The sequence below is a fragment of the Nocardia sp. CA-136227 genome, from assembly GCF_050955695.1.
Taxonomy (GTDB): Bacteria; Actinomycetota; Actinomycetes; order Mycobacteriales; family Mycobacteriaceae; genus Nocardia.
This window is the reverse complement of sequence record NZ_CP192081.1, coordinates 7631562-7658373: the sequence shown is the minus strand read 5'-3', so window position 1 is coordinate 7658373 and position 26812 is coordinate 7631562. Positions and strand designations below refer to the sequence as shown.

Annotated in this window: 21 protein-coding genes; 10 read left to right on the top strand and 11 right to left on the bottom strand. The window is 69.7% G+C overall.

The genetic code is table 11. The features are described 5' to 3' along the window. Positions 1-12: 12 nt before the first annotated feature. The 3 genes from ACQP06_RS35405 to ACQP06_RS35395 form a co-directional block, all read right to left on the bottom strand. Positions 13-3912 carry a murein biosynthesis integral membrane protein MurJ gene (locus ACQP06_RS35405; RefSeq protein WP_433673531.1) on the bottom strand — a complete coding sequence of 1300 codons (3900 nt, stop codon included), beginning with the start codon at positions 3910-3912 and terminating at the stop codon, positions 13-15. A gap of 473 nt (positions 3913-4385) precedes the next feature. Further along, entirely contained in the window at positions 4386-6926 is a 2541-nt protein-coding gene (locus ACQP06_RS35400) for a DUF6049 family protein (RefSeq protein ID WP_433669514.1), read from the bottom strand. Further along, complete coding sequence (locus tag ACQP06_RS35395; protein WP_357088536.1) at positions 6923-7477, bottom strand: NUDIX hydrolase; 555 nt, start codon at positions 7475-7477, stop codon at positions 6923-6925. Before ACQP06_RS35395 ends, ACQP06_RS35400 begins: the two co-directional genes overlap by 4 nt. A 173-nt stretch (positions 7478-7650) precedes the next feature. On the opposite strand from ACQP06_RS35395, the gene ACQP06_RS35390 reads away from it, so the two are divergent. After that, the gene (locus ACQP06_RS35390) at positions 7651-9132 is read left to right on the top strand and encodes a CCA tRNA nucleotidyltransferase (RefSeq protein WP_433669512.1); all 1482 of its coding nucleotides are present in this window, start codon (positions 7651-7653) and stop codon (positions 9130-9132) included. A 27-nt stretch (positions 9133-9159) separates the two neighbouring features. On the opposite strand, the gene ACQP06_RS35385 is transcribed toward ACQP06_RS35390, so the two are convergent. Next, positions 9160-10050 carry a hypothetical protein gene (locus tag ACQP06_RS35385; protein WP_433669511.1) on the bottom strand — a complete coding sequence of 297 codons (891 nt, stop codon included), beginning with the start codon at positions 10048-10050 and terminating at the stop codon, positions 9160-9162. Between the two features lie 58 nt (positions 10051-10108). On the opposite strand from ACQP06_RS35385, the gene ACQP06_RS35380 reads away from it, so the two are divergent. The 4 genes from ACQP06_RS35380 (at position 10109) to ACQP06_RS35365 (ending at position 14293) form a co-directional block, all read left to right on the top strand. After that, positions 10109-11728, top strand: coding sequence for a DUF885 domain-containing protein (locus ACQP06_RS35380; RefSeq protein WP_433673530.1), 1620 nt, complete (start codon positions 10109-10111; stop codon positions 11726-11728). A gap of 191 nt (positions 11729-11919) precedes the next feature. Beyond that, positions 11920-12672 carry a LamB/YcsF family protein gene (locus ACQP06_RS35375; protein WP_433669509.1) on the top strand — a complete coding sequence of 251 codons (753 nt, stop codon included), beginning with the start codon at positions 11920-11922 and terminating at the stop codon, positions 12670-12672. A gap of 16 nt (positions 12673-12688) precedes the next feature. Further along, entirely contained in the window at positions 12689-13426 is a 738-nt protein-coding gene (locus ACQP06_RS35370) for a 5-oxoprolinase subunit B family protein (RefSeq protein ID WP_433669507.1), read from the top strand. A gap of 3 nt (positions 13427-13429) precedes the next feature. Next, entirely contained in the window at positions 13430-14293 is an 864-nt protein-coding gene (locus ACQP06_RS35365) for a biotin-dependent carboxyltransferase family protein (protein ID WP_433669505.1), read from the top strand. Between the two features lie 27 nt (positions 14294-14320). Here the strand turns inward: ACQP06_RS35365 and ACQP06_RS35360 are convergent, their stop codons facing one another. The 3 genes from ACQP06_RS35360 to ACQP06_RS35350 form a co-directional block, all read right to left on the bottom strand. Continuing rightward, a complete protein-coding gene (locus ACQP06_RS35360) occupies positions 14321-15964 on the bottom strand; it encodes a DUF4185 domain-containing protein (protein ID WP_433669503.1) in 1644 nt (547 codons plus the stop codon). A gap of 79 nt (positions 15965-16043) precedes the next feature. Further along, positions 16044-17399 carry a hypothetical protein gene (locus tag ACQP06_RS35355; RefSeq protein ID WP_433669502.1) on the bottom strand — a complete coding sequence of 452 codons (1356 nt, stop codon included), beginning with the start codon at positions 17397-17399 and terminating at the stop codon, positions 16044-16046. After that, positions 17396-17866 (bottom strand): NUDIX hydrolase, encoded by a 471-nt coding sequence (locus tag ACQP06_RS35350; RefSeq protein ID WP_433669500.1) that lies wholly within the window; start codon positions 17864-17866, stop codon positions 17396-17398. Before ACQP06_RS35350 ends, ACQP06_RS35355 begins: the two co-directional genes overlap by 4 nt. Before the next feature lie 281 nt (positions 17867-18147). Here ACQP06_RS35350 and ACQP06_RS35345 point away from each other — a divergent pair, with 281 nt between their 5' ends. After that, the gene (locus ACQP06_RS35345; RefSeq protein WP_357088559.1) at positions 18148-18921 is read left to right on the top strand and encodes a pirin family protein; all 774 of its coding nucleotides are present in this window, start codon (positions 18148-18150) and stop codon (positions 18919-18921) included. A 9-nt stretch (positions 18922-18930) separates the two neighbouring features. Then, positions 18931-19494, top strand: coding sequence for a DUF4190 domain-containing protein (locus tag ACQP06_RS35340; protein ID WP_433669498.1), 564 nt, complete (start codon positions 18931-18933; stop codon positions 19492-19494). On the opposite strand, the gene ACQP06_RS35335 is transcribed toward ACQP06_RS35340, so the two are convergent. Beyond that, positions 19472-19984, bottom strand: coding sequence for a hypothetical protein (locus ACQP06_RS35335; protein WP_433669497.1), 513 nt, complete (start codon positions 19982-19984; stop codon positions 19472-19474). The two genes, ACQP06_RS35340 and ACQP06_RS35335, sit on opposite strands and share 23 nt — an antisense overlap. 90 nt (positions 19985-20074) lie before the next feature. On the opposite strand from ACQP06_RS35335, the gene ACQP06_RS35330 reads away from it, so the two are divergent. The 3 genes from ACQP06_RS35330 to ACQP06_RS35320 all read left to right on the top strand — a co-directional run bounded on the left by ACQP06_RS35330 (position 20075) and on the right by ACQP06_RS35320 (position 23408). After that, positions 20075-20926 carry a Scr1 family TA system antitoxin-like transcriptional regulator gene (locus tag ACQP06_RS35330; RefSeq protein ID WP_379271834.1) on the top strand — a complete coding sequence of 284 codons (852 nt, stop codon included), beginning with the start codon at positions 20075-20077 and terminating at the stop codon, positions 20924-20926. A gap of 31 nt (positions 20927-20957) precedes the next feature. Continuing rightward, positions 20958-21338 (top strand): DUF397 domain-containing protein, encoded by a 381-nt coding sequence (locus ACQP06_RS35325; RefSeq protein WP_433669495.1) that lies wholly within the window; start codon positions 20958-20960, stop codon positions 21336-21338. Positions 21339-21425: 87 nt separating this feature from the next. After that, the gene (locus ACQP06_RS35320) at positions 21426-23408 is read left to right on the top strand and encodes a M13 family metallopeptidase (protein WP_433669493.1); all 1983 of its coding nucleotides are present in this window, start codon (positions 21426-21428) and stop codon (positions 23406-23408) included. Positions 23409-23474: 66 nt separating this feature from the next. Here the strand turns inward: ACQP06_RS35320 and ACQP06_RS35315 are convergent, their stop codons facing one another. The 3 genes from ACQP06_RS35315 to ACQP06_RS35305 form a co-directional block, all read right to left on the bottom strand. Continuing rightward, a complete protein-coding gene (locus tag ACQP06_RS35315) occupies positions 23475-24554 on the bottom strand; it encodes an ABC transporter ATP-binding protein (protein ID WP_433669492.1) in 1080 nt (359 codons plus the stop codon). Between the two features lie 118 nt (positions 24555-24672). Further along, positions 24673-26001, bottom strand: a complete 1329-nt coding sequence (locus tag ACQP06_RS35310; protein WP_433669490.1) for an ABC transporter substrate-binding protein — start codon at positions 25999-26001, stop codon at positions 24673-24675. A 19-nt stretch (positions 26002-26020) separates the two neighbouring features. Further along, positions 26021-26812, bottom strand: coding sequence for a carbohydrate ABC transporter permease (locus ACQP06_RS35305; protein WP_433673529.1), 792 nt, complete (start codon positions 26810-26812; stop codon positions 26021-26023).

The window sequence follows — 26812 nt, the reverse complement described above, 5'->3', positions numbered from 1 at the left end:
CGGAAGAGCCCGTCAGGCACTTGCTTCGAAGCGGATTTCGGCGATGGCCGACTGGAACTGGCCACCGTTGTTCGCGAGCTGGGTGATCCACAGGAGCACGTACCGGGCGGGCTGGTCGGCCCGCACCGGGATCTCGGTCGTACCCTCGCCGAGCACCGCCGACCCGACCAGCTGGGTCTGGTCGAGGGTCGGGGAGGCGGTCGGCGAGGTGCGGATCTCGACCTGCGTTCCGGGCGAAGGCGATTCGATGCTCACCTTGGTCAGCTTGGACGGGCTGCCGAGGGTGGCGAGCACGCCCACGCCCTTCTTGAGGGCCGGGAACTGCTGGAAGTAGGCGTCGCTGCGCCAGGTGGTGGTGGGGTTGTTGTCCAGCACGGCCCCGACGCTGCCCACATTGTCCGGGGTGCCCTCCGGGGAGAACACCGTCGCGCCGGTGACCGGCACCGGCACACCGCCGACGGGCGGCGCGCCGACCGGGGTCTGGGTGGCCGCGCCCGGGCTGGGCGGCGGCGTCGCCGAGGTGGTGAGGCCGATATTGCGCTGTTCGTTGAGCGGCGCGTTGGAGGAGCCGGGCGCGAACACGCTCAGCAGCCACCAGATGATGACGCCGACCACGAGCGCGGCCAGCACGCCGAGTCCGACCAGGATCCACATCATCCGCTGCGAGCGTTCCTTCTCGGCGGCGAGCAGTTCCGGATCGGCGAGGGTCTCGTCGGGTGCGCTGGGCGGCTTCTGCCCGAGCCGCAGCACCGGGATGAAGTCGGTCTTCTGGTCCACCACCGACGCCTGCTCCAGCACGTGCTGGACGGTGGCGGCGGTGCGGACGCCCTTGTTGGACTCCAGCGAGCGCACCGCGACCGCGGAGATCTCGAAGGGCACCTCGGGCCGGATGTTGCGGGGCTCCACCGGGGTTCCGTCGGGCCCGAAATCGGCCAGCGGCAGTCCGCCGACGGTGATCGCGGTGCCGGAGATGCCGCCGGGGCGGATGGGCCAGTGCGCGGTGATGAGCGCGTAGAGCATGGCGCCGAGCCCGCGCACGTCGGACTGGGCGTCGGAGTCGGACAGGGTGCCGGGGAAGGCCAGCACGGCGTCGCCGGAGGCGCTGATCCGCACCCGGTCGGGGTGGTCGATGGACAGCGAGCCGCCGCCGCGGTGCGCCATCTCGGCCGCGGCCGCCAGCGCCCGGATGGCGCGGGCCGCGCCGATCGGGGACGGCACGGTGTCGGCCATCTCCTTGAGCGAGCGGCCGGGCGTCCATTCGGCCACCACGATGCCGCCGGAGGAGCCGCGCACCACGTCCAGGACGCGGGCCAGGCCGGGCGAGTTGATCCGGCCCAGGCGCAGGGTGCGGGACAGGATGGCCTGCGGTCCGTCGTGCCCGGAGTTCTCGGTGGCCTCCTGGTCGGCGTCGACGAAGGTGAGGGCCACCTCGCGGTCGAGCTTCACGTCCAGGGCCTGCCAGAAGCGCAGGCCGCGTGCGCCGCCGTGCCCGGCCAGCAGCCGGTAGCGGCCGCCCGCCACGGAGGCGCCGGGGGTCAGCTTGGGGCCGCGCTGGATCCGCTTGGTCGGCGATTCCACCCGCATGGGCGGCATCTGCGGTGAGATGGCCTCGTAGACACCGGTTTCGGGACCCGCGTGGTCCTGGTCCTCCGGTAGTTCCTCCGGTCCGCCGGAACCGCTCTTGCGGTCCGCGGACTCGGCTCTGACCCCGGGCTTTCCGCCGGCCTCGCCGGCCGGAGGGGTGTCCGTGGAGAGCCCGCCGCCCGCGGCCTGTGCGGATTCGGCGGCCGGAACACCGCCCGCCGCGTCGTCGCTCACCCTCTGTCCTCCTTCGCCCTCATATCTCGAAGACCGATGTGTCGGCGCCGGACCCGCCGCTGCGGCCTCCGGAGTAGTGCGGAAGCCGCCGTCGGGGTTCCGGGCGGCATCCGGCGCGCCGCGGGAGCTGTCCGCGGGCAGGCCGGTTTGGGCAGTTGCGTTTGCCTGCCGAACAGGGTACGGGAACTCCACCTTCTCGGTGAGTTCAACCGCATCGGGTCGGATGACCGGAAGCACCATGGTCTGCGCGTCGAGGTACGGATCGAAGCGGTAGTAGTACGGCGCGGCGCGCAGGTCCGGTTTGGGCAGCAGGGTGGTCTCGTGGAGGTCCTCGAGCGGGGTGCCGTCGAGGTCCAGATCCGGGGCCGGCGGCGTGAAGCCGAGCCGCCGCGACACGGCGACGGTGATGGCCACGATCTCGGGGATGCCGAGCAGGCGCATCAGCCCGAAGGCCACGCCGAACATGACGATCGCGGTGATGCCGACCCGGATGAGCGAGCCGAAGCCGCCGAAGGAGTCCGAGAGCCGGTGCAGGCCCAGCACCTTGTCCACGATGAGCAGCACCGCGCCGCCCGCCAGCGAGGCGAGCACGACGCGCGTGATGGTCTGGCCGACATTGGCCATCCGCAGATCGCCGAGGCTGCGGTGCAGCAGCCAGCCGCCGATCATCGCGCCGGTGACGAAGCCGAGCCCGCGGGCCACGCCGAGCGCGATGACCACGTGCTCGGGTGAGAAGAACACCGGCGCCAGCGCCGACAGCGTGATCTGCACGCTGGTGATGCCGAGGATGATCCAGGTGGGCGTCCACGCCTGTTCGCGGGCGTAGAAGACGCGCAGGTGGATCAGCACCAGCGCGTACGGGATCAGGTTGAACGCGGACCAGGACACGGCTTCGCCGAGGCGGGCCGCGTCGCCGCCGAAGCGGCCGTACCCGTAGATGGCCTCACCGATCTGGGTGCCGGCGAAGGTCAGGAAGGTGACGATCGGCACCAGCGCGATCATGGTGAGCCGGGTGGCCGCGCTCAGGTCGTCGACCACGGCCGGTGTGTCGTCGGCGGCGGCGTTGCGGCTGAGTCGCGGCATGATCGCGGTCAGCAGGGTCACGCCGAGCACGCCCCACGGCAGCTGCAGCAGCAGCCACGCGTTCTGGTAGATGGTCGGGCCCGCGACGTCGGCGTGCGAGGCCACGCGCAGGGTGAAGCTGAAGCCGATCTGGCTGATCAGCACGTACAGGATGATGGCCGCGGCCATGCCGCCGAACTGCTTGAGCCGGGCGTCGACGCCCCACAGCGGCCGCAGGTCGATGCCTTCGCGGCGGATGGCGGGCAGCAGGGTGGCGACCTGGACGGCGACGCCGACGGTGGTGCCGATGCCGAGCAGCAGCAGTTTGGGTTCGCCCATCCGGACCGGGTTCAGCGTCAGCTCGCCGGGTAGCAGGGCGTAGAGCCCGAGCACCACCAGGGCGACGCAGTTGTTGAGCACCGGCGCCCAGGCGCCGGGTTTGAACACCTGGTGGGTGTTCAGGATCGCCATGAGCAGCGCCGACATGCCGTACAGCAGCACTGCGGGCACCAACATGAAGGTCAGCGCCGTGGTGAGTGCGGAGTTGACCTTGCTGTCGCTGGACAGGAAGACGTGCTCGGTGAGCACCGGGGTCAGGATCAGCGCGATGACGGTTCCGGTGCCGAGCACGGTGAGCGCGGTGGTGAACAACCGTCGGACGAAGGCCGCTCCCCCGTCGGCGTCCTCGCGTTCGGCGCGGACCAGGGTGGGCACCACGATGGCGGTGAGCACCGCGCCGAGCAGCAGCTCGGAGATCATGTTGGGGATCGAGCTGGCGATGGTGAAGGCACTGGCGATGGCTGGGCCGAGCACGGTCAGCAGCAGCGCCTGTTTCGCGAATCCGGTGATGCGGCTGATCAGCGTCGCCAGCGCGAGCGAGCCGGTGTCGCGCACGAGTTTGGCGTTGGAGTTGTCCGGCTTCTCCTCGGCGCGCGGTGCGGTGACCACGGCCTGCCGGCCCGAATTGGCTTGCCGCTGTGGCCCGGTCGGCGGTCCAGGGCGCGGTGCGGCCATCGGGCGCGGATTCGACATGGGAGGCGTCGGGTAGCGCTGGGCGTCGGGTGGCATCGAGATGGGCCCGGTTCCGGGCGCGCGGTTACCCGCGGCGCCGGGATGTCCCCAGTGGTAGCGCTCTTCGGGCGGGACGTGGCCGGCGGCGGGTTCGGGGCGGCCCTGCTGGGGTCGTCGCATGATGGGCCCGGATTCGCCGGGCGCGGGGACGTGTCGTTGCGGACCGGTCGGTTGACCCGGATAAGGGCGGCCCGGAATGCCCTGCGGATTACCGGGAACCGCTCGCTGTGCTCCGGAGGCGGGGCCCTGCGGACCGCGCGGTCCGGGGCGGGGCGCGCCGCGTTCCCACGGCGCGGAGGGGGCGCGGCGCGCCTGCTGCGGCCCGTCGGGCCCGTCCTGCCGCCCGCCCTGTCCTTCGTGATGTCCGGGGTGGCCCGCGGCCCGGCCCGATGAGTCCTCCGGTCGGCCGGATGAGCGTGGCCCGCCGTACTCGCTCACCGTGCCTCCTGTCGTTTCATGTCCTGCTTGCGCCCGCGGCCGTCCTGCTCGGGACCGTGGGCGGCGCCGGCGTCGAACCCCTCCTCGTCGGCCGGATCGGACTGTCCGCGGAAGCGGTGCCAGAGCCGGCGACCGACCAGCAGGAGCAGGAGTGCACAGGCGCTCGCCGTAATTATTGCCAACACCTGACCGTAGGCGTTGGATCGCACCGATACCGATACCGCGTTGCCGAGCGGCACGCCGTCCGGTGTGCTGAGTCCGATCGGAATGGCCAGGTTTCGGCTGTCGGAGACCTCGGTCGGGATCTGGAAGGACCGGTTTCCCTTGGCCGGCAGCTGCTGTTCGCCGATATCGGTGATATTCGTCTCGGCCGGTGCGTTGATCTTGAAGCGCACCCGGATGGCCACCGGCAGGTCGTTGCGGGCGACCAGCAGCAGCGGGCTCTGTTCGGAGGCGAGGGTGTAGACGCCGCCGGGCGGCAGCACGGTCACCGATCCGTACAGGTTGTTCATGGTTTTGGTGGTCTGGTCCAGCCGCCGCTGGGCATTGGTGTCGGCGGCGGCGCCCCCGGCCCGGCGGTCGGTCAGCGACAGCACCCGGATCAGGTCGTCGCGCAGCGGGGTGAGGAAGGCGCGCGGGCTGAGTTCCTGCTGCGGCACGTCCACCAGCGCGCTCATCAGTTCGGTGATGCGCTGGCCCTGCTGGTGCACGGGTTCGGCGTAGTGCGCGGGGACCGCGTCGTCGGCGGCCTGCTCCAGATAGTCGAGCGTGTAGGGCTGCGGATCGGGCTGTTGCGCAAGCAGTTCGGTGAGCGGTCGCGGAGTGGCGAGGTTGTTGCGCAGCTGCAGGTCCAGCAGGGCGAGAACGGAGGAGGCCTCGTCCCGGTTGGCCCCCCACTGCTGCGGCGGCACCAGCAGCGCGGAACGCGGACGGCCGAGCTGTGGGTTGAGCGCGGTCCAGGCGACGGCCCCGAGCGCGTCCTGCAACCGGGCGGCGCGCGAGTCGACGGTGACGTCGTAGCGGGCCTTGTCCGGGGTGAAGGGCGGGGTCGGCGGGTTGGATCCGATGGCGGCGAGCGCGGTGGCGGCCCAGATGTCGAAGGTGGCGGCGTGCGGCGCGGCCGGTGCGGGCTGCGTGGTGGTGCCGCCGGCGGGCGGCGGGCTGACGTCGGCCAGGGTGACCATGTCGGGGGTGCCGGGTTCGGGTGCGACGCCGGGCGCCGCGGGGGTCGCGGGCGGCGTCTTGGCGGTGAGCAGGTTGGAGCGGCCGTCGGCCGGTGCGACCGCGTTGTCGGCGAGCACGGTGGTGGTGAAGCCGTGGTGCGCGAAGAGCGCGGCGCCCTCGTTGTCGACGGTGCCCGCGTCCGGAATGGCCACGCCACGCACCGATTTCACGCCGAGTACGGAGTCGACCAGGTCGGCGGGCGCGTTGAGCGCGCGGTCGGCGAGCGTGACGTCCCCGGCCGCGGCCAGCGCGTTCGGGTCGACCTGCGCGAACGGCAGTGCGGTCACGCACATTCCGGGCGCGAGCGTGCGCAGTCGTTCCAGCCACGCCTTGGCGGCGCGGCCGCCGCTGCCGGACCGGGTGGGTCCTTCGGGGTCGGAGGGGCTGGCCAGCACCCGGTAGTCCCTGGTCATGTCGGACACGGTGATCAGCAGGTCCGGGTCGACGGCCAGGCAGACCGCGTTGATCAGGCTGCGATCGCGGGCGCTGTCGGGTTTGACGATGCTCTCCAGGGCCGAGAGCAGCTGGTCGAGCCGCCCGCCCTGGGCCAGTGAGGCGGCGAGGTCGTCGTCGGTGAGCAGGGCCTGGGCGTCGGGTGCGCCGGGCTGCCCGGCGACCAGGCGGGGCCGGTCGGCCAGCGGCCAGAGCAGGGTGGTGGCGACCGGCGGGGCGTCGACGACGGACGGGACGGGCTGGCCGGGCGCGTGTTTGGGGTCGGCGCCGCCGGGCACGCCGAGCACCGGCAGCAGGAAGCGGGCGTCGTCGAGGCGGGCCTGGCCGCCGTAGGCGGGTTGCCCGTTCACATTGAGCAGCAGCGGGTAGACGCCGGGCGCGTCGATGTTCAGCGACGAGATGTCGCTGGGCAGCTCGGTTCCGGAGTGCAGGGCGACGGTGACGCTGAACTGCTTGCGCTGTCCGGCGGTCAATCGGTCTGCGACGTCCTGGAATTCACCGGCGACGTCGTAACTGGCCTGGTCCAGGCGCAGCGTGGTGCGCAGCGCGCTGGGGTTGGTGACGGCCGCGCCGCGCTGGATGCGCACGCTGACGTCGTCGACCGGCCGGTCGCCGATATTGGTCACGGTGCCCGACACCACGAAGTAGGGGTCGCTGCCGGCCGTGATGGCGGTCGGTGTCACCGAATCCAGTGACAGTTTCAGGAATTTGGGTCCACTGTTCTGTCCGCTACCGCTGCCGGTGGGTTCGGCGGCGGCAATGGGCGTGCCGATTCCCGGGCCGATTCCCAGTGACGTGAGCACCGCCAGCATTACCGCGACGAGTGACAGCAGCGTGCGCCGCGATCCCGCACGCGTCATTGTCTGCCGTTCTCCATCCGGTCGATCAGCCGGTTGGCGACCTCGGCCAGCCTGCGTTCGTCAGCGTAGGCGAGCCGGGAGTCCAGTTCGCTCAAGGGAACCCAGGCCACCTTGGTGACCTCGACGTCGGCGTCGGAGAGCTCACCGCCCAGTGAGCGCATCAGGTAATGGTGCACGGTCTTGTGTACCCGCCGGCCCTCGGTGACGAACCAGTAGTCGATGCTGCCGAGTTCGGCGACCACGGTGCCGTGGATGCCGGTCTCCTCCTGGACTTCCCGGATGGCGGTCTGCTCGGAGGTCTCGCCTTCTTCGATGTGTCCCTTGGGCAGGGACCAGAGCAGGCGTCCGCGCCGGTCGGTGCGCCCGATGAGGGCGGCGCAGCGCTTCTCGCTGGGGCCGTCGAGGCCGTCCACCACGAGTCCGCCCGCGGAGGTCTCGCGGACGGTGCGCATGCGCGGTTTCGCCGCGCCGGTAGCTTTCGCCGCATTACCGGCCGAACCACGCCGCCGGGGCTGGCGGCGTCGACTGTTCGCACGATCGGCCGGGGACACTGCGTCAGTCTATAGGGGAGGGCGGCTCTGCCCGCCCCAGCGCGGTGGCTCCTATATATACAGAGCTCTCATAGCAGGTAGACACCGGTCGTGAGGCGGCACGCCGGATGCCCGCACCGGGTCGCGGGACACTATTCGGGAATTGCGCCCACGTGCGACTAAGCTGCGTCTTCGTGGTTTCGCCGAAGTCCGAGGAAGCAGCGCTCCGTCACCCCGCGCTTGTCGAGGATCGCCGTACTCGTTTGCTGGCGGCGGCGGCGATAACCCTCGGCAGGCTCTCGGAAGTGCTGACTCCCCTCGGCGAACTGTTCGCCGCGCACGGCCATCACCTGTATCTGGTCGGTGGCAGCGTCCGCGACGCGGTGCTGGGCCGGCTCGGCACCGATCTGGATTTCACCACCGACGCCCGCCCCGAGGTGGTGCAGGAGTTGATGCGCGGCTGGGCCGACAACCTGTGGGATACCGGCGGCCTGGCCTTCGGCACGGTGAGCGCGGCCAAGGACGGCCAGCAGCTGGAGATCACCACGTTCCGCAGCGACGCCTACGATCGGGTCTCCCGCAATCCGGAGGTCACCTTCGGCGACACCCTCGAGGGTGATCTGGTGCGCCGGGACTTCACGGTGAACGCCATGGCGGTGCGGATCGGCTCGCTGGGCGAGCTGGAGTTCGTGGACCCGCTGGGCGGTGTCGAGGCGCTGCTGGCCGGTGTCCTGGATACACCTGCGCTGCCGCAGGATTCGTTCGCCGACGATCCGCTGCGCATGCTGCGCGGCGCGCGGTTCGTCTCGCAGCTGGGTTTCGAGCTGGCCCCGCGGGTGCGGGCGGCGATCGTGGAGATGGCTCCCGAGATCGACCGCATCACCGCCGAGCGGGTGCAGGCCGAGCTGGACAAGCTGATCGGCGGCGAGTACCCGACCGATGGCATCGACATCATGGTCGAGACCGGTCTGGCCGAGCGGGTGCTGCCCGAGGTTCCGGCCATGCAGCTGGAGATCGACGAGCACCACCAGCACAAGGACGTCTACCAGCATTCGCTGACCGTGCTGCGCCAGGCCATCGATCAGGAGGAGGGCGATCCGGACCTGGTCTTGCGGTGGGCAGCCCTGCTGCACGACATCGGGAAGCCGCCGACCAAGCGCAATGAGCCCGGTGGCGGCGTCAGCTTCCACCATCACGAGGTGGTGGGCGCGAAGATGGTGCGAAAACGCCTGCGCGCCTTGAAGTATCCCAAGCAGTTCACCGAGGACGTGGCGCGGCTGGTGTACCTGCACCTGCGTTTCCACGGCTACGGCAAGGGTCAGTGGACCGATTCGGCGGTGCGCCGCTACGTGACCGACGGCGGCGACCTGCTCCCCCGCCTGCACAAGCTGGTTCGCGCCGACTGCACCACCCGCAACAAGCGCCGGGCCGCCGCGCTGCGTTCGACCTACGACGGGCTGGAGACGCGCATCGCGGTGCTGGCCGAGCAGGAGGATCTGGCGCGGGTGCGGCCGGACCTGGACGGCAACGCGATCATGGAGCTGCTGGATCTGAAGCCGGGCCCGGATGTCGGCAAGGCGTGGCGTTTCCTGAAGGAACTGCGCCTGGACCGCGGTCCGATGACCCGCGACGAAGCCGAGGCGGCCCTGGTCGAATGGTGGCCGACGCAGAAGTAGTGTCCGGCCCAGCGGTAAGGCGTTGCGTCAGAAGATGATCAGCGTCGTCCCCGCGACGATGGCCGATCGGATCTGCGCGAGATCGAACGAGCCGGTGATGCCCGGCAGGTCGATGCGGAAGAACACATGCTCGCCGACCAGTTCGGCCCGGCTGATCCGCGCCTGACTGGGCAGCCCGGTCAGCGGAATCGGGTTGAGCGTGGTGAACCGCTTGGGCGCGCGGACTTTTCGCCAGTGCGCGCGGTGCACGGTGATCGACAGGACATTGTCGATGACCTCGGCGGCGGCCAGCGCCCGGATCCGGCGCCGCCGGTGCCGGGCCAGGATCAGTCCGTCGTCGGCGCGTTCCAGTTCCCAGTCGGGCTGCCAGCTGTTGATCCATTCCAGCAGTGCCGCAAGGGTTATCACGCCGGTGAGGTCGAGCTGTGAGGTGCGGACCTTGGTGGGGACGCCGGGGATGAGCCGCAACCCGTGGGCGATGACGGTGAGTTCCTCGATCGGGTGGGTGTTCCAGAGCAGTCCGGTGAGCACGGTCTTTGCTTGGAAGTGCGCGCCGCGCCGCCGCACCTTGAGCGTGTGCAGGGTGGCCCGCATATCGCTGCCGAGCAGGGTGGCGCTGACCTCCTGGCCGCCGAACTGGCTGAGGATGCCTTCGGACAGCAGGGTCATGAGGACATCGGGCATCAGCGCGGTGACGGTTCCGGACCCGAAGTCGGCGGCCGGTTCGAGCCAGGCGCTGGTGAAGCTCGTCCATTGCTCCACCCAGACCTGGTCGAACAAGCGTTTTCCGAGGTCCATGCCCAGGTCCACCGCGCGCAGGGGTGACCAGGCCTTCGGATCGAAATACGTGGCCATGATTGCTTCGAGCGTACTGGCCGCCGGTGGCGACACCAGGGTGGCGAAGGTGAACAGGAACACTCCCGGCGCCTCTTGTCATCCGTACTCGCGGATGTATCGGAACGCTAACGTGACCACCATGTCGCCGATCTTCGCCTCCCGTGCCGAGCGCATCGTCGATGCGCTGCTGACTGCCGATCCGCACCTGGCCGCCGAGGTCGGTGATCATCGCGCCGATGACCGGCTGCCGGATCTGTCGCCGGGTGCGGTGGCCGAGCGGGTCGCGCTGCTGCGCGACGCCTCGCACACGTTGGCCGAGGTGGATCCCGACGACCTCGCGCCGGAGGACGGCGTCGATCTGGCCTTGCTGCAGCAGCGGGTAGACGGCCTGCTCTTCGAGCTCACCGAGATCCGCGAGCACGAGTGGAATCCGCTGGTGCACAATCCCGGTCCGCTGCTGCATCACCTGATCGCCCGCCCGTTCGCGCCCGCCGAGGTGCGCCTGGAGGCGCTGCGTGCCCGGCTCACCGCGCTGCCGGACGCGCTGGCCACGGCGCGCGCGGTGCTCGGTGACATGCCGGGCGTCCATGCCGAAACCGCGATCGGCCAGTTCGCAGGGGTGGCCGCGCTGCTGCGCGACCAGGTGCCGGCGCTGGCCGCCGAGGCGCCCGGGTTCGTCATCGAGCCCGCCGCCGCCGGTGCGGTGTCGGCGCTGCAGGAGTTCACCTCCTGGCTGGCCGGTCGCCTGGACGGCGCGGACCGTGATCCGCGCCTGGGCCGTCGGTTGTGGGAGGCGAAGCTCTGGCACACCCTCGACACCGAACTGGGCTCGCGGGAGATCCTGGACCGCGCCCATCGTCATCTCGAGCAGCTGACCGGCGAAATCCGTTCGGCGGCGGGTGAACTGCTCGGCGTCGCGCACCCCGACGACGACACCGTGCGCCGCGCGCTGGAGCGGGTGTCGGCCGAGCGCCCGTCGAACGACACGGTGGTGGCCGTGGCCACCGACGCGCTCGCCGAGGCCACCGCCTTCGTCCGCGAGCAAGACCTGGCGTCGCTGGTCGAGGACCCGCTGGTGATCCAGGAGATGCCGGAATTCGCGCGCGGGGTGGCGGTGGCCTACTGCGATTCGGTGGGTCCGCTCGAAACCGCAGAGCTCCCTACCTTCTTCGCCATCGCCCCGACTCCGGAGGGGTGGTCGCCGGAGCGGGCGGCGTCGTTCTATCGCGAATACAACGACCACATGATGCGCAATCTGACCGTGCACGAGGCCATGCCCGGCCACTATCTCCAGTTGGCGCGGGCCCGCCGCTTCCGCGGTTCGACCGCGGTCCGCGCATTGTGCTCGAGCGGAACCTTCATCGAGGGCTGGGCCGTCTACACCGAGAAGCTCATGGCCGACACCGGTTTCGGCGGGCTCCCGGTCCGGTTGCAGCAGTTGAAGTCCCACCTCCGCATGACCATCAACGCCATCCTGGACCAGTCCGTGCACTGCGACGCCATGACCGAGTCCGAGGCCATGCGCCTGATGCTCGACCGCGGCTTCCAGGAGGAGGGCGAGGCCGCCGGCAAATGGCGTCGCACCCTGCTCACCTCCACCCAGCTCTCCACCTATTTCGTCGGCTACACCGAGGTGGCCGCGCTGGCCGCCGCGCGCCCCGCCGCCACTCCCCTGCGGGACTGGCACGACGCGATGCTCGCGCACGGCTCCCCCGCGCCGCGCCACCTGGGCGCCCTGCTGGGAGAGCTGACGCCGTGACCGGGCTCGAGGTGTCCGCCCGCCTGCACGACCGGGATGTCGGGTGGACGTCTACGCGTATTGATGCCTGGACCGCCGCCGGAACCGGCCGCACATCGCTGTGATCCATGACACAGTTTCTGTCGTGACATTCTTGTCGCCGGATGCGGGCGCGCCCACAATCGGATCACGACGACAGCGGGAGGACGCGGATGACGCTGGATCTGAACAGCGACCTCGGTGAGGGTTTCGGCGACTGGGCCATGGGCGATGACGCCGCCATGCTGGACGTGGTCACCAGCGCGAACATCGCCTGCGGCTTCCACGCGGGCGATCCGGCCATCATGCGCCGCACCTGCGCCCTGGCCGTGGAGAAGGGCGTCCGGATCGGCGCGCACGTGGGCCATCGCGATCTGGCCGGGTTCGGCCGCCGCGCCATCGCCGTCACCCCGGACGACCTGCGGGACGAGACGCTGTATCAGATCGGCGCGCTGGCCGGCTTCGCCGCCGCGGCCGGGGACCGGGTCCGCTACGTGAAACCTCATGGCGCGCTGTATCACCAGGCGGCCGCCGACCGGGCGCTGGCCGACGCGATCGTCGCGGCGCTGCGCGACTTCGACACCGATCTGGCCCTGCTGGGCCCGGCGGGCACGGAGCTCGAGCACGCGGCCCGGGCGGCCGGAACTCCGTTCGTGGGTGAGGGTTTCGCCGATCGCGCCTATACGCCGGAGGGTCTGCTCGCCCCGCGTGGGCTGCCCGGCGCCGTACTCGGCGCGGACGCGGCGGTGGCGCAGGCGCTGTCGATCGCGCGGGACGGCAAGGCGACGGCCGTGGACGGCGGCACGGTGGCGGTGACGGCGGCCAGCATCTGCGTGCACGGCGACACGCCGGCGGCGGTCGAGATGGCGCGCCGGATCCGCGCGGCACTCGACGAATCCGGTACGCCCGTGCGGGCTTTCACCTGATCGGGAATGGTGTGCCATGACCGATCCCCGGCAGATCGACGCCGCCGGCGAGGTGCGGGCGGCGGGTGACCGTGCGCTGCTGGTGATTCCACCGCACCACGCCATGGTCGCCGCGCTGGTGTCCGCGCTGGAGCCGCGGCCGCGTGGCGTGCTGGATGTCCTGCCCGCCGCCGAAACCGTGCTGGTGACCCTGGATTCGCCGCGGTCGCGGGAGCCGGTGCGAAAGCGGTTGCTGGCCTTGCTGAACCGGCTGGACTCGGCGGCCCGGGTCGGTGCCGGTGATCGGCGGTCACCGGCGCAGCCTTCCGCCCTCGACGGCTGGACTCGTGACGACGCCGTCGGCGATCGGGGTGAGCGGGCCGCGCCCCGCGAACCGGTCGTGATCCCGGTCCGCTACGACGGCGAGGATCTGCCCGAGGTCGCGCGCCTGCTCGGCCTGTCCGAGGCCGAGGTCGTCGCCCAGCACACCGGGACCGTATGGCATTGCGCCTTCGTGGGTTTCGCGCCCGGTTTCGGCTATCTGGAATCACCCGACGCCCGGCTGACCGTGCCGCGGCGCACCCAGTCGCGGACCGCGATCCCGGCGGGCGCGGTGGCCCTGGCGGGCGGCTATTCGGCCGTCTACCCGCGCCGCAGCCCGGGCGGATGGCAGTTGATCGGCACCACCGATTCATCGATGTGGGATGTGGACCGGGATCCGCCCGCCCTCGTGCGGGCGGGGACGCCGGTCAGGTTCGTCGACGCGGGGAGGTAAGTCATGAGCGCACTGCGGGTCGATCGGGTGGGGCCGCTGGCCACCATTCAGGATCTGGGCCGTCCGGGCTGGTTCGATTCGGGGGTGGGCGCGGCCGGGGCCGCGGACCGGGCCTCACTCCGGTTGGCGAACCGACTGGTCGGCAACTCCGAAGGCGCGGCGGGCATCGAAGTGCTGCTGGGCGGATTGGAGCTACTGGCCCAGCGGCATGTCACAGTGGCGGTGACCGGCGCGTCGGCCCCCGTCACCGTCGACGACCGCCCGATGGGCACGGCCAGCGTGCTCGAAATCGAGGAGGGCCAACGGCTTCGGCTGGGGCTCGCCGCCACCGGTCTGCGCAGTTATGTAGCGGTGCGGGGCGGGATCGAGGTCTCGCCGGTGCTGGGTTCCCGCAGCCGCGACACCCTCTCCGGCATCGGCCCCGAACCGCTGCGCCCGGGTGACCTGCTGCCGGTGGGCCCGCCGCCGCGCGCGCTGCCGATCGTGGACGTCGCGCCGGTTCCGGCGCTGGGCAACGACCTGCTCACGGTGCGCGCGGTGCCCGGCCCGCGGGCGGACTGGTTCACCGATGCCGCAGCGCTTTTCGCGGGCGAGTGGACGGTGTCGCCGGACACCGACCGGATCGGCGCACGGCTGGACCGGCGACGCGGGCCCGCGTTGCGGCGCAGCGTCGCCGGTGAATTGCCCACGGAGGGTATGGCCTTGGGTTCGGTGCAGGTGCCGCCCAGCGGTCAGCCCGTCGTCTTCCTCGCGGATCACCCGATCACCGGCGGCTATCCGGTGATCGCGGTGGTGGTGGACGCCGATGTGGACACGGTGGCGCAGGCCCGGCCGGGGCAGCCGCTGCGCTTCCGCCGCGTCGAGTGACCGCGCGGCCGCACGGATTCCGTTGCGCTACTTCAGCTTGGCGTGCATGAGGTACACGTTGTAGCTGTTCCACGCCGACATGGTGAAGTACAGATCGTTCCCGCTCGACCAGGGATGGATGAATCCGCCGTAGGTGGTGGGGTATTCGCCGGTGTTGACCAGCGTCACCGGATCGGTCCACGTCCCCTGCGGTTCGGCGGCGGTGCGCAGCACCAGCGCCCCCCGGTCGAGGTCCAGGTACAGCATCTGCCACCGCCGCGTCGACGCGTCGTAGCGCACCGACACCTCCCCGGCGGTTCCGGAAATCACCGGCGTGGCCAGTAATTCGTCGGGTCCGAACGCGGGTACCCAGGTGTTGCCGATCCAGTACTGGTACGCCGACTTGTTGAGCACCTGATCGCTGGGCACCCGGGCCAGCGCGATGGTGCCGAACCGGCCGTTGGGCGTGCCGAACATGTACGCGTACCCGTCGTGCGGGGTCATCGCCATGACCTGGAACCGCCCGAGTCCGAAAACGTTGTCCCAGCGCGCCCATTCGGATTTGGTCCAGGTGTCGCCGCCGTCGTCGGACCAGGCCAGCCCGCCCAGGGTGGTCCACCACATGCCGGGCCGCAGGCGGCTCCACCGCGCCACCGACATGTAGGTCAGGTACTGGCGGCCGTGCAGCGCGAATCCCGAGGTGGGGATGGTGGTGATCTCGAAGTTGTCGACCTTGCGGCTGGCCAGGATCTCGGCCGCGTGGCAGCGGCTGTCCTGGGCGAAGGTGTCCAGCACCAGGCCCTTGGACAGGTCGCGCTCGGTGCTGAAGGCGATGGCGTTGCTGCGCCAGTCCTGGTCGCCGTTGCCCGCCCCGACCGGCTCCCAGCCCTTGCCGAAGGTGTCGCCGAACACGACGGCGATCCGCCCGGGCTCGGTCTCCCACATGAGGCCGAGGTCGGTGCCGTCCACCGACCAGCGCATGTCGGTGCGGTTGCTGGAGCCGTGCCCGGTCACCTGGTTCACCAGCTCGAGTGCGTCGAGCGCGACGGGGGCGACGGGCGCGGCGACCGGCGCGGGCGCCGGCGACGGCACGGCCGGTGCGGGCTGCGGCTGCGGTTCGGGGGGCTCCCCGCCGGGGATCGGGATCGGAATGGTCTCGGGGACCTGATCGATCTGCAGCCGCGGCAACGGAATTCCGCCCGATCCGCTGTTGGCCGGCGGCGGGGGCGCGGGTTCGGGTGCCGGCTCGGTGGTGGGCGGCTCGTCGGTGGTGTCCTCGTCGTCGCCCGGCTCGTCGGGTTCGGTCTCGGGCGGGAGGTTCTCGGGCCGGGGGCTCTGGTCGGTGCGAATGTCCGGGCACGGGTTGGCGCACGGGTCCGCGGGCAGCGGCGCCGGGTCGATCCGGGTGTTGTTCTGGCGGGGTCCGGGGATCGGGACCGGCGTGAACTTCGGGACCGGGAGCTGGATGTGGATGGTGGTGTCCACCGGCGGGGGTGGCGGCGGCGGGAGGTCCGGATTCGGTTCCCGGGCCAGCGGATCGAATCCCGTTTCGCCGCAGGCGTTCAGCGGCGGCGGGGCCCAGGGCGCCAGGGCGTTCGCGGTGGCGGGCACGCCGGGCAGCAACATGACCCCGGCCATCGCCAGGCTGGAGAGTGCCAGTGCCGCAGGTGCTTCGGAGCGCCGCGCAGTCATTGAATCCACGGTATCGGGCCCGGTCGCATCCGCCAGAGCGCTGCCGCGTGTCGCCGGGCCGGTGTGATCGAGCCGATATCTATGCCGCGGACGGACCGGTCCGTCGGCGGCAATTCGCCCCGATGGCGACGATTCCGCAGGCGTAGACGGCGGCCGCGGCCACCACCACCGCGGGGGAGCGCCCGTCCGCCGGGATCAGCAGCGCGGTCCCGGCCAGCGCCAGCACGAAGGTGATGTTGAAGATCGTGTCCTGCAGCGCGAACACCTGGCCGCGGTGGGTGTCGTCGATCTCGATCTGCATGGCCGCGTCGCCGGTCAGCTTGATGACCTGCCCGGCCAGCCCGAGCAGGAAGGCCGCCGCGAGCAGCAGCAGTTCCGCCCGCCGCTCGGTCTCGCCGGTGGCGACGGTGATCGGCGTGACCAGGGTCAGCTGCACGATGATCGCGGCCACCAGGCAGCTCACCACGGTGCGCGGGCGGCCCAGCCGCGGGATCAGGAAGGGGGCCACCACGGCCGCGGTCACCAGTCCAGCCCCGGTCGCGGTGATGGCCGCGCTGAACTTGGCGAGGTGGGTGCCGACCGCGGACTCGTCGCCGCGGCGCAGCGCCAGCACCATGAGCAGGGTGTCCGCGCCGAACACGACGCGGTGCGCGCCGATCCCGAGGAAGGCGGTGGTCACGTCCCGCGATCCCCAGGCCGCGGTGGCGCCCCGGCGCAGTCCGGCCATGATGGCCCGCACGGTGGCGAGCCCGCCCGCGGTGTCGCCGGTGGGCCCGTCCCGGTCGGGACCCAGTGCCCGGGGCCGGAATCCGGCCACCACCAGCCCGCTCACGATCGAGCCCGAGGCGCTGGCGGCGGTCGCCACCGCGGACGCGAAGTCACCGGCCCCGATCAGCCCGATGAGCGAGAACCCCAGGCCCGCGCCGAGAATCGCGCACCCGGACGCCACGGTCGCCAGCACCGAGTTCATCGGGACCAGCCAGCGTTGGGACAGCACCTTGGGCAGCGACGCGGACACGCCCGCGCCCACGAAGCGGCTCACCCCGACCACGGCCAGCGCGCCCAGCAGGAGCGGCGTGGCCCGGATCCCGGCCAGCAGCCCGGCCGCGGTGGCCAGGATGAGCACCGCGCGCAGCAGGTTGGCGTACAGCAGCACCCGGCGGCGGTCCCAGCGGTCGAGCAGCGCGCCCGCGAACGGCCCGATGATCGAATACGGCAGCAGCAGCGCGGCGAAGCCCCCGGCGATGGCCAGCGGATCGGTCTGCCGCTCGGGGTTGAACAGGATCGCGCCCGACAGCGCGGCCTGGAACATGCCGTCGCCGAACTGCCCGGTGAGCCGGACCATGGTCAGGCGCAGGGTGCCCGGGTTCTCGCGCAGCGCGGCCGTCACCGCGGCGAGCCGGGTGCGCGGCTCGGCGGGCGGGGGCGCGGTCACCGCGACGGGTGCGTGGTCACCAGGGCGAACACGGCGGCGCGCATGTCATCGGCCATGGGCAGGTTGTCGACGCTGTCGGAATCGATCCACTGGTAGCGGTCGTGCTCGAGCGGGTCGAGCCGGATCTCGCCGGGTTCGGCCTCGACCACGAAGCTGTATTTGCGGACCCGCGACTTGGTGCGGGTGGCGTAGTCGAAGCCGCCCAGCACATCGGTGATGTTCACGACCCGCAGCCCGGTCTCCTCGAACAGCTCGCGGGCCACGCAGTCGGCGAAGGTCTCCCCCGATTCCACACCGCCGCCCGGCAGTTCCCACATCCCCGCGTGCGAGCCTTCCTCGACACGCCGTACGACCAGGAGTTTGCCGTCCCGGAAGACGGCCACGCCCATGACGAAATGAGCGATCCCCTCGCTCTCGGCCTGCTGCCGGAGTTCGCGCTCGATGCCCGCGAGTACCTCGGGTCGCATCCCCCTGCTCTCCCTCCCGTTTCGCTTGCGGCACATCATGATACGGTCGCCGACCGAAACCCGCTGATGGTCGGGGCGGGATCCGGGAAGGTGGCGACCGGGCGACCGGACAATCGCCGAGCATTTGCCCGGGTCGATTGCCGGAAGCGTAGTACCTGGTCGGCGGCAGGTGGGGCAGCGCTGCCCGCACGCTAGAATTTAACCCGGAATTCAAGTTGGGCCGCTGTATCGGCCCCTACCCTGGAATCCGATCGGTGCTCGCCGGTGAGAGGAGTACGGCGGTGTCCACCCTCACGACACCACACATCGATATCCATCGTGGCGGCGACCGCATGAAAACCCGTGTGGCGTGGCTGGATTCGAAGCATTCTTTCTCCTTCGGAGAACACTACGATCCCGACAACACCCATCACGGCCTGCTGCTGGTCAACAACGAGGACATCGTCCTGCCCGGCGAGGGGTTCGAGACCCATCCGCACCGGGACATGGAGATCGTCACCTGGGTGCTGAGCGGCAGCCTGGTGCATCAGGATTCCCTGGGCCACAACGGCGTCATCTACCCGGGCCTGGCCCAGCGGATGAGCGCCGGCACCGGCATCCTGCACTCGGAGAAGAACGACTCCTGGCGGCTCAGCAATGCGCCCGAACACCAGGAGCCGGTGCATTTCGTGCAGATGTGGGTGGTGCCCGACGACTCCGGGCTGACCCCCGGCTACCAGCAGCTCGAGATCGACGCCGAACTCGCGAGCGGCGACCTGGTCACGGTGGCCTCGGGCCTGCCCCGCTACCGCGACCGCACGGCCATCGCCATCGCCAGCAGCCATTCCGCCATGCATGTGGCCCGGATGCCCGGTGAGGGCGCCGAGGTCCGCTTACCCGAGGCCCCCTACCTGCACGTTTTCGTCGCACGCGGCGAGGTGGAGATGGAGGGCGCGGGGACCCTGTACGAGGGCGACGCGGTCCGGCTGGCCCGCAGCGGCGGCCAGCGGGTCACGGCCAACCTGCCGTCGGAGATCCTGGTGTGGGAAATGCATGCCCGGCTCGGCGGGCAATAGCATCGGCCCATGAACCAGTACCCGCCGCCGGACCAGTACGGTCAGTACCCGCCGCAGCAGGGGCAGCCGGGGAACTACCCGCCGCAGCAGGGGCAGCCGGGGAACTACCCGCCGGGCGCGTACCCGCCGCCGGGCAACTATCCGCCGCCGGGCGGCGGGCAGTACTGGCAGGAGTCGCCGCAGCGCAAGGGCATGGCGATCACCGCCCTGGTCTTCGGCATCATCGGCCTGCTGACGTTCTGGACCGTCCTGTTCACCATCGTCGGCCTGATCTGCGGCGTGGTGGCCATCGTGCTGGGCCTGATCGCGGTGATGAAGGCGCGGCGCGGGGCGGCCGGGGGCTTCGGGATGGCGCTGACGGGCACGATCATGGGTGTGATCAGCCTGATCGGCGGCGCGGTGATCGGCGTGCTGGTGTGGACGGTGTTCAAGGACACCGGCGCCACCGACTTCCTGGACTGTGTCCGCGACGCCAACGGCGATCAGGCCAAGGTCGATCAGTGCCAGCGTGAGTTCGATCAGCGGCTGGAGGACAAGTTCAGCGTGACGCTCACACCGGTTCCGACGCGCTGACGCCGCCGGTGCTGGATCCGGCTGCCCCCGGGTGGCATTCGCGTACGGCGGCCAGCACTTCCGACAGTTCCGGTCGAAAGTCCCCTTCCGGCGGGTGAATCCAGGTGCGGTAGGCGTTGTGCTCGTCGGTGGGTGAGGGCAACACGATGGTGCTGCCGGGCTGCGCAACGGATGCGCAATCGCGGAAAAGATCCGAGAACAGCGTGATGTCGAGATATGAGTCGTCGCTGGGTCCGGTGAGGAAGGTCCAGCGGCCGGAGCGCGGATGGGCGATGACCGGACCGCGCCGCTCGCGCGCGGTGAGCTGGTCGCGGACCCTGCGGCCCAGCTCGGCGGGCATGGTCACGGCGCCGACGGCCCCGACCTCCAACATGATTCGGCCCAGCGTCGAATCCACCACGCCGTACAGCCCGTGGTCCTTGCGGTAGCGTCTGCACCGGGCCAGCGCTTCCTGGGTGGCGGTGTACGACGACGGGTCCAGCGCGCTCATGGCGAACCTCCTGCTACCGACAGTAAGCCCGCGCAATCACTATGACAATAGTCACACGCCAGCGAGTTTCGCGGCGTAGCATCGGTCGCCATGGCACCCGTCTCGCCTACCGTCGCCCGGTGGGAGCTGGTCCTGCGGCTGCGTGAATTACGCGAGCAGTGCGGCTTCGATTCGGCGACGTTCGCCAAGCGCGTCGGCTTCACCCCGGCCAATTGGTCGCATGTGGAGAAGGGCCGCCGCGTCCTCACCGCGACCACCATCGGCCCGGTGCTGGAGCTGCTGGAGGTGGAGGGCGAGGAGCGCGACGAACTGCTGGAGCTGCTGCTGCTCAGCAAGGAGCGCGGCTGGTGGGCCAAGTCCTCGGCGCTGATCGGGCCTGAGCTGCAACGGTATTACGGCATGGAGCTGGGCGCGGAGAGCATCCTCAGCTACGACAGCCTGGTCGTGCCGGGCCTGCTGCAGACCGAGGAATACGCGCGGGCGCTGATCAGCGCCGACGTCATGATCCGTCCGGTGCAGGTGGAACAGCTGGTGGCGGTGCGGCTGAAACGGCAGGAACGGCTGCGCGGCGACGACCGGGTGGAGCTCACCGCGGTGATCGGCGAGGCCACCCTGTTGCAGCAGATCGGCGGCCCGAAAGTATTGCGCGGCCAACTCGAACATCTGGCGACACTGCTCGACGAACTGGATTCCATTTCGGTGCGGGTGATTCCGTTCACCGCGACACGCGGCGCGATGCTGGGTGGTTCGAGTTTCCATCTGCTGGATTTCGCTTCCGAAAGTCTTCCCACCTTCACCTGGGTGGAGAGCGCGGTTTTCGGTGGGGCCGTGGAGGATCCGGATCAGATTCGCGATCTGCGGTTCGCATTTGTGCGCGCACTCGACCAATCACTCGGTCGCGCAGAATCTTTGGAGCTCATCAAACGCTATTCGCAAGGGTAGGAGACGCATGCGTAACGGTAAAATGCTGCACATGCTTACCACCGCGAAGTATCAGCCGGAATCCAGCGGCTGGTTCACGTCGACTCGTACCAATAACGGAAATCAGTGCGTGGAGGTTCGATTCGACGGTGATGCGGTGCTCATCCGCGACAGCAAGTACCGGCGCAATCCGGAACATCGCCCTGACGACGAGCCCATCATCACCGTCACCGCGGCCGAATGGATGACATTCCTGGCCGTCGTGCTGGGCCGCCATATCCACCGCACCGCGCTCATCGCGGAGACCGGTGCAGACGGCCACACCTCACTCCGGCACGGACCGATCACCCTGGTGTACACCCCCGGCGAATGGCGCGCTTTCGTCGAGGGCGCCCGGGACGGGGAATTCGACCGGGTGCCGGTCGGCGCCTGAATCATTGCGTTCACCCAACGTGAACGCAATGGGTGCGAAGTTCACACACCCCGGCCGGATGCCCTCGCAGTGGGCATACTGGGGATCGTGACTTCGCAGCTGACGCCTCCCTCCGGTATCGACCTGTCCTTCCGTGACGCGGACGTTCGGGTGCAGGACGACCTGTTCGCGCACGTCAACGGCAAATGGCTGGACACCTATGAAATACCGGCCGACCGAGCGGTCGACGGTGCCTTCCGCACGCTCTACGACCAGGCCGAACTGGATGTTCAGAAGATCATCCAGGACGCCTCGGCCGCCGACGCCGCGCCCGGCTCCGAAGAACGCAAGATCGGCGATCTGTACAACAGCTTCATGGCCGCCGAGGTCATCGAGGCCGCGGGCCTGACCCCGATCGCCGAGGAGCTGGCCGCCGTCGCCGCGGTCGCCGACCGCGCGGAGTTCGCCGCCCTCATCGGCCGCCTGCAGCGCACCGGCGTCGGCGGCGCGCTGGCCTTCTACGTCGACACCGACGACAAGAACTCCACCCGCTACCTGGTGCACGCCACCCAGTCCGGCATCGGCCTGCCCGACGAGTCGTACTACCACAAGGACGAATACGCGGAGATCCGCGCGAAGTACGTCGCCCACATGCGCCGCATGTTCGAGCTGGCGGGCCTGGACTACGACGCGCAGCGGGTCTTCGACCTGGAAGCCAAGCTGGCCGCGGGCCATTGGGACGTGGTGCGCCGTCGCGACGCCGAATTGAGCTACAACCTGGTGACTTTCGCGGACCTGGCCGCGGAGAACCCGGAATTCGACTGGACCGCCTGGACTTCCGCGCTGGCCGCCGGCCTGGACCGCTCGGGCGCGGAGCTGTTCGCGGAACTGGTGGTGCGCCAGCCCGATTACGTGCGCACCTTCGCCCAGACCTGGGCGTCGGAGTCGCTGGAGGACTGGAAGGGCTGGGCCGCCTGGCGAGTCGTGAAGGCCCGCGCCCCGTATCTCACCGAGGCCCTGGTCGAGGAGAGCTTCGACTTCTACGGCCGCACCCTGACCGGCGCGCAGGAGAACCGGGAGCGCTGGAAGCGCGGCGTCTCCCTGGTGCAGGACCTGCTCGGCGAGGCGGTCGGCAAACTCTATGTGGCCCGGCACTTCCCGCCCGCGGCCAAGGCCCGCATGGTCGAGCTGGTGGAGAACCTGCAGGAGGCCTACCGCCGCAATATCTCCCAGCTGGAGTGGATGGGCCCGGACACCCGGAAGGCCGCGCTGGCCAAGCTGGAGAAGTTCACCCCCAAGATCGGCTACCCGGAGGAGTGGCGCGACTACGCCGCCGTCACCGTGGATCCCGCCGACGTGGTGGGCAACTACCGCAGCGGGTACGCCGCCGAGCACGACCGGGATCTGAACAAGCTGGGCGGCCCGGTGGACCGCGGTGAGTGGTTCATGACCCCGCAGACGGTGAACGCGTACTACAACCCGGGCATGAACGAGATCGTCTTCCCGGCAGCGATCCTGCAGCCCCCGTTCTTCGATATGAACGCCGACGACGCCGCCAACTACGGCGGGATCGGCGCGGTCATCGGCCACGAGATCGGCCACGGCTTCGACGATCAGGGTTCGAAGTACGACGGCGACGGCAACATGATCGACTGGTGGACCGAGTCGGACCGCACCGAGTTCGGCAAGCGCACCAAGGCGCTGATCGCCCAGTACAGCACCTTCTCGCCCAAGGACCTGTCCGACGACCACACGGTCAACGGCGAGTTCACCATCGGTGAGAACATCGGCGATCTGGGTGGTCTCTCGATCGCGCTGGAGGCGTACAAGATCGCCATCGAGGGTCAGGACTCCCCCGTCCTCGACCAGCTGACCGGCTTGCAGCGTGTGTTCTTCGGCTGGGCGCAGGTGTGGCGCACCAAGGCTCGCTCGGAGGAGGCGATTCGCCGTCTCGCGGTCGATCCGCACTCCCCGCCGGAGTTCCGTTGCAATGGCGTCGTCCGCAACCTCGACAGCTTCCACGAAGCCTTCGAGGTCACTCCCGGCGATGCTCTCTACCTGGATCCTGCGGAGCGCGTGAAGATCTGGTGATCACTCACCGCTGAAGACCTCGAGCCCCGTCCCGACGGGTGGGGCTCGAGGCCGGGGAGCGGTGGATCAGCGCAGGCGCTCTTCGGTTTCGGCGTCGAAGAAGAACAGTTCGTCCTGCTTGGGCGTCAGGTAGAGCCGGTCGCCGAGCGCGACCTGGAAGCGCCGGTCGACGCGCGCCACCACCCGGCCCGAACGGCTGGACCATTCGTCGGCCACGCCGTGCGAGTAGACGAACGACTCCGAGCCCAGCTCCTCGAGCAGCTCCACCTCGACCGCGAGCGCATCGCTCGCGTCGGTGGTGACCTCCCACGATTCCGGCCGGATGCCGATTATGACGCTCGCGCCGTCGACGCTGTGCGGCAGCGGGATTCGCAGCTCGTTCAGCACGGCTCCGCCCTCGCGCACGGGCGCGGTGAGCAGGTTCATGCCGGGCGATCCGATGAATCCGGCGACGAAGGTGTTGACCGGGTTGTCGTAGAGCTCCCGTGGCGCGGCGACCTGCTGCAGCTTCCCGTCCTTCATCACCGCCACCCGGTGTCCCATGGTCATGGCCTCGACCTGGTCGTGGGTGACGTAGACGGTGGTGGTGCCGAGCCGCTTCTGCAGTGCGGCGATCTGCGAGCGGGTCGAGACCCGCAGTTTCGCATCGAGATTCGACAGCGGTTCGTCCATGCAGAACACCTGCGGCCGCCGCACGATGGCCCGGCCCATGGCGACGCGCTGCCGCTGGCCGCCGGACAGCCGCGCGGGTTTGCGGTCCAGCAGGTCCTCGAGCTCCAGCATGGCCGCGGCCTCCTTCACCCGAACCAGGGTGTCGGCCTTGCTCATTCCGGCATTGCGCAGCGCGAATCCCATATTGTCGGCCACGGTCATGTTCGGGTAGAGCGCGTAGCTCTGGAACACCATGGCCACGTCGCGCGAGCGCGGCGGCAGGCCGGTGACGTCCAGGCCGCCGATGCGCAGCCGCCCGGCGGTCACCGCTTCGAGACCCGCCAGCATGCGCAGACTGGTGGACTTGCCGCAGCCCGAAGGCCCGACCAGCACCAGGAATTCGCCGTCGGCGATCTCCAGGTTCAGGTCGTCGACCGCGGGGCCGGGCGCACCCGGATAGGTGAGGGAAACACCCTCGAACTGCACAGTCGCCATGTCGGGCGGGTCTCCTTGTTCAATACTCACGCTGCCGGGGGCCTACGTGGTTACGCGGGCAAGCACGGGGAGGCGGAGCGACGCCTCCGGCCCCTGACGGCAGCGTGAGGGCTAGTTCTTACTTGGGCAGCTTGGGCGTGATCTGGCGGTCGATGATGGTCTGCAGCTGGTTGCCGATATCGCCGAAAGCGCCTGCGACATCCCGGTTCTGCAGGCCGATCTGCTCGAGCCCGGTGCCGATGATCTGGTCGCCGCCGGGCACGAACACGCGCGCGTAGTTCTGCGGCTTGGTCAGCGGCAGCTGCTCGATGGCGGTCTTGAAGTTCGGGTTCTTGGACAGGAAGTCCGCCATGCTCGGATCCTGCTGCGCCGACTTGCGCACCGGAATGTAGCCGGTGGCCTGCGAGAAGTAGGAGGTGTTGGCCGCGTTGGTGATGAAGTCGATGAACTTCAGCGCGTTCTCCTTGCGGGCGTCGCTGATGCGCGACGGAATCGCCAGGCCCGCACCACCGGTGGTCGCGCCCGCCCCGTTCGGGTGCGGCAGGAAGCCGGTGCCGAATTCGGTCTTGCCCGCGGAGTTGGTCTTGATGCTCTTGAGGTCACCGGTGGAGCCGATGGCGGAGGCGATGATGCCGTTGCCGAAGTCGACCGCGTAGGTGGGCCGGATGCTGGCGTACTTCTTGGTGTTGATGGAGTCGCGCAGGTACTGGCCGGCCTTGATGGTGGCCGGGTCGGTGAACTTGAGCTTCCACTCGTCGGAGTACGCGCCACCGAAGGTCCAGCACGGGCCCTGGAAGGTCCAGGCCAGGTAGTTCTTCGCGTCGCCCCAGCCGTGCGCCCACTTGTCGCCGCCGAGCACGCCCTGGATCTTGGGGCCCCACTCGTCGAATTCGTCCCAGCTGTTCGGGGTGCGGTCGGGCAGCCCGGCCTTCGCCCAGACGTCCTTGTTGTAGTAGAAGATCTGCGTCGAGCGCGAGTACGGCAGCGCCCAGGTCTTGCCGTTGAACTTGTAGTCGCCGATGAAGGTGTCCACGTAATCGGACACGTTCACCCCGGCGCTGGCGAAGTGGCTGTCCAGCGGCTCGATGGTGCCGTTGAGCGCGTAGTTGAACCACCACACGTCGGACAGGATGACCACGTCGGGCAGTTCGCCGCCGGAGAGCGCGGCATTGAACTTGGTCGCGACCTCCTCGTAGTTCTTGCCGGCGTCGACCAGGTTGACCTTCAGGTCCGGGTACTTGGCCTGGAACCGGTTGATCAGCTCGGTTTCCTGGTCCTTGGAGGTGCCCGGGTGGTTGGACCAGAAGGTGATGGTCTTCGAGTCGCCGCCCTGGGTGCCGCCGCCACCGGAACCGGCGCACGCGGTCAGGGCCGCGGCGCCGGCGGCCGCACCGGCCAGGCCGAGGAAGCCGCGACGCGAGAGCGCGGGAAATCGTGATTCGGACACAGGGATCTCCTTCTGGGACTTAACCCTTGACCGCACCGGAGGTGAGGCCCTTGATCATCTGGCGCTGGAGCACCAGGAAGACGACGAGGATGGGAAGCATGGTCAGGATGACCCCGGCCATGACCGGTCCCCAGTTGGTGACGCTGGGGTTCTCGGTGTTCTGGAGCAGGGTCAGGCCGACCGGCAGGGTGGCGACCCGCGCGTCGTCGGCCATCAGGAACGGCCACAGGTATTCGTTCCACTCGTTCACCAGGGTGACCACCGCGAACGCCACCATGGTGGGCCCGGACATGGGCAGCACCACCCGGGTGAGCAGCCGCCACCAGCCCGCGCCGTCCATCCGCGCCGCCTCGATCACCTCGGAGGGCAGCGACAGGAAGTGGTTGCGCATGAGGAAGGTGCCGAAGGCGACGCCGCAGAGCGGAACGATGATGCCCTGGAAGGTGTTCCGCCAGCCCAGCTGCGCGATGAGCGCGTAGTTGGAGATGATGGTGATCTGGTTGGGCACCATGAGCGCCGCGATGATCACCAGGAACACGATGTTCTTGCCGGGGAAGCGCAGGAACACCAGTCCGTAGGCGCTGAGCACGCCGAGCACGAACTTCACCGCGGACACGATGCTGGTCACGATGATGGAGTTACGCAGGAACTGCCAGAACGGCAGCGTGGTGGTGGCGTCGTGATAGTTGGAGGCCAGCCACTGTTTCGGCCAGTAGCTGACCGGCTGGGAGTAGACCTCCGCGTGCGCCATGAACGAGCGCGTGAGGATGTAGTACAGCGGGACGCCGATGATGATCAGCACGCACACCAT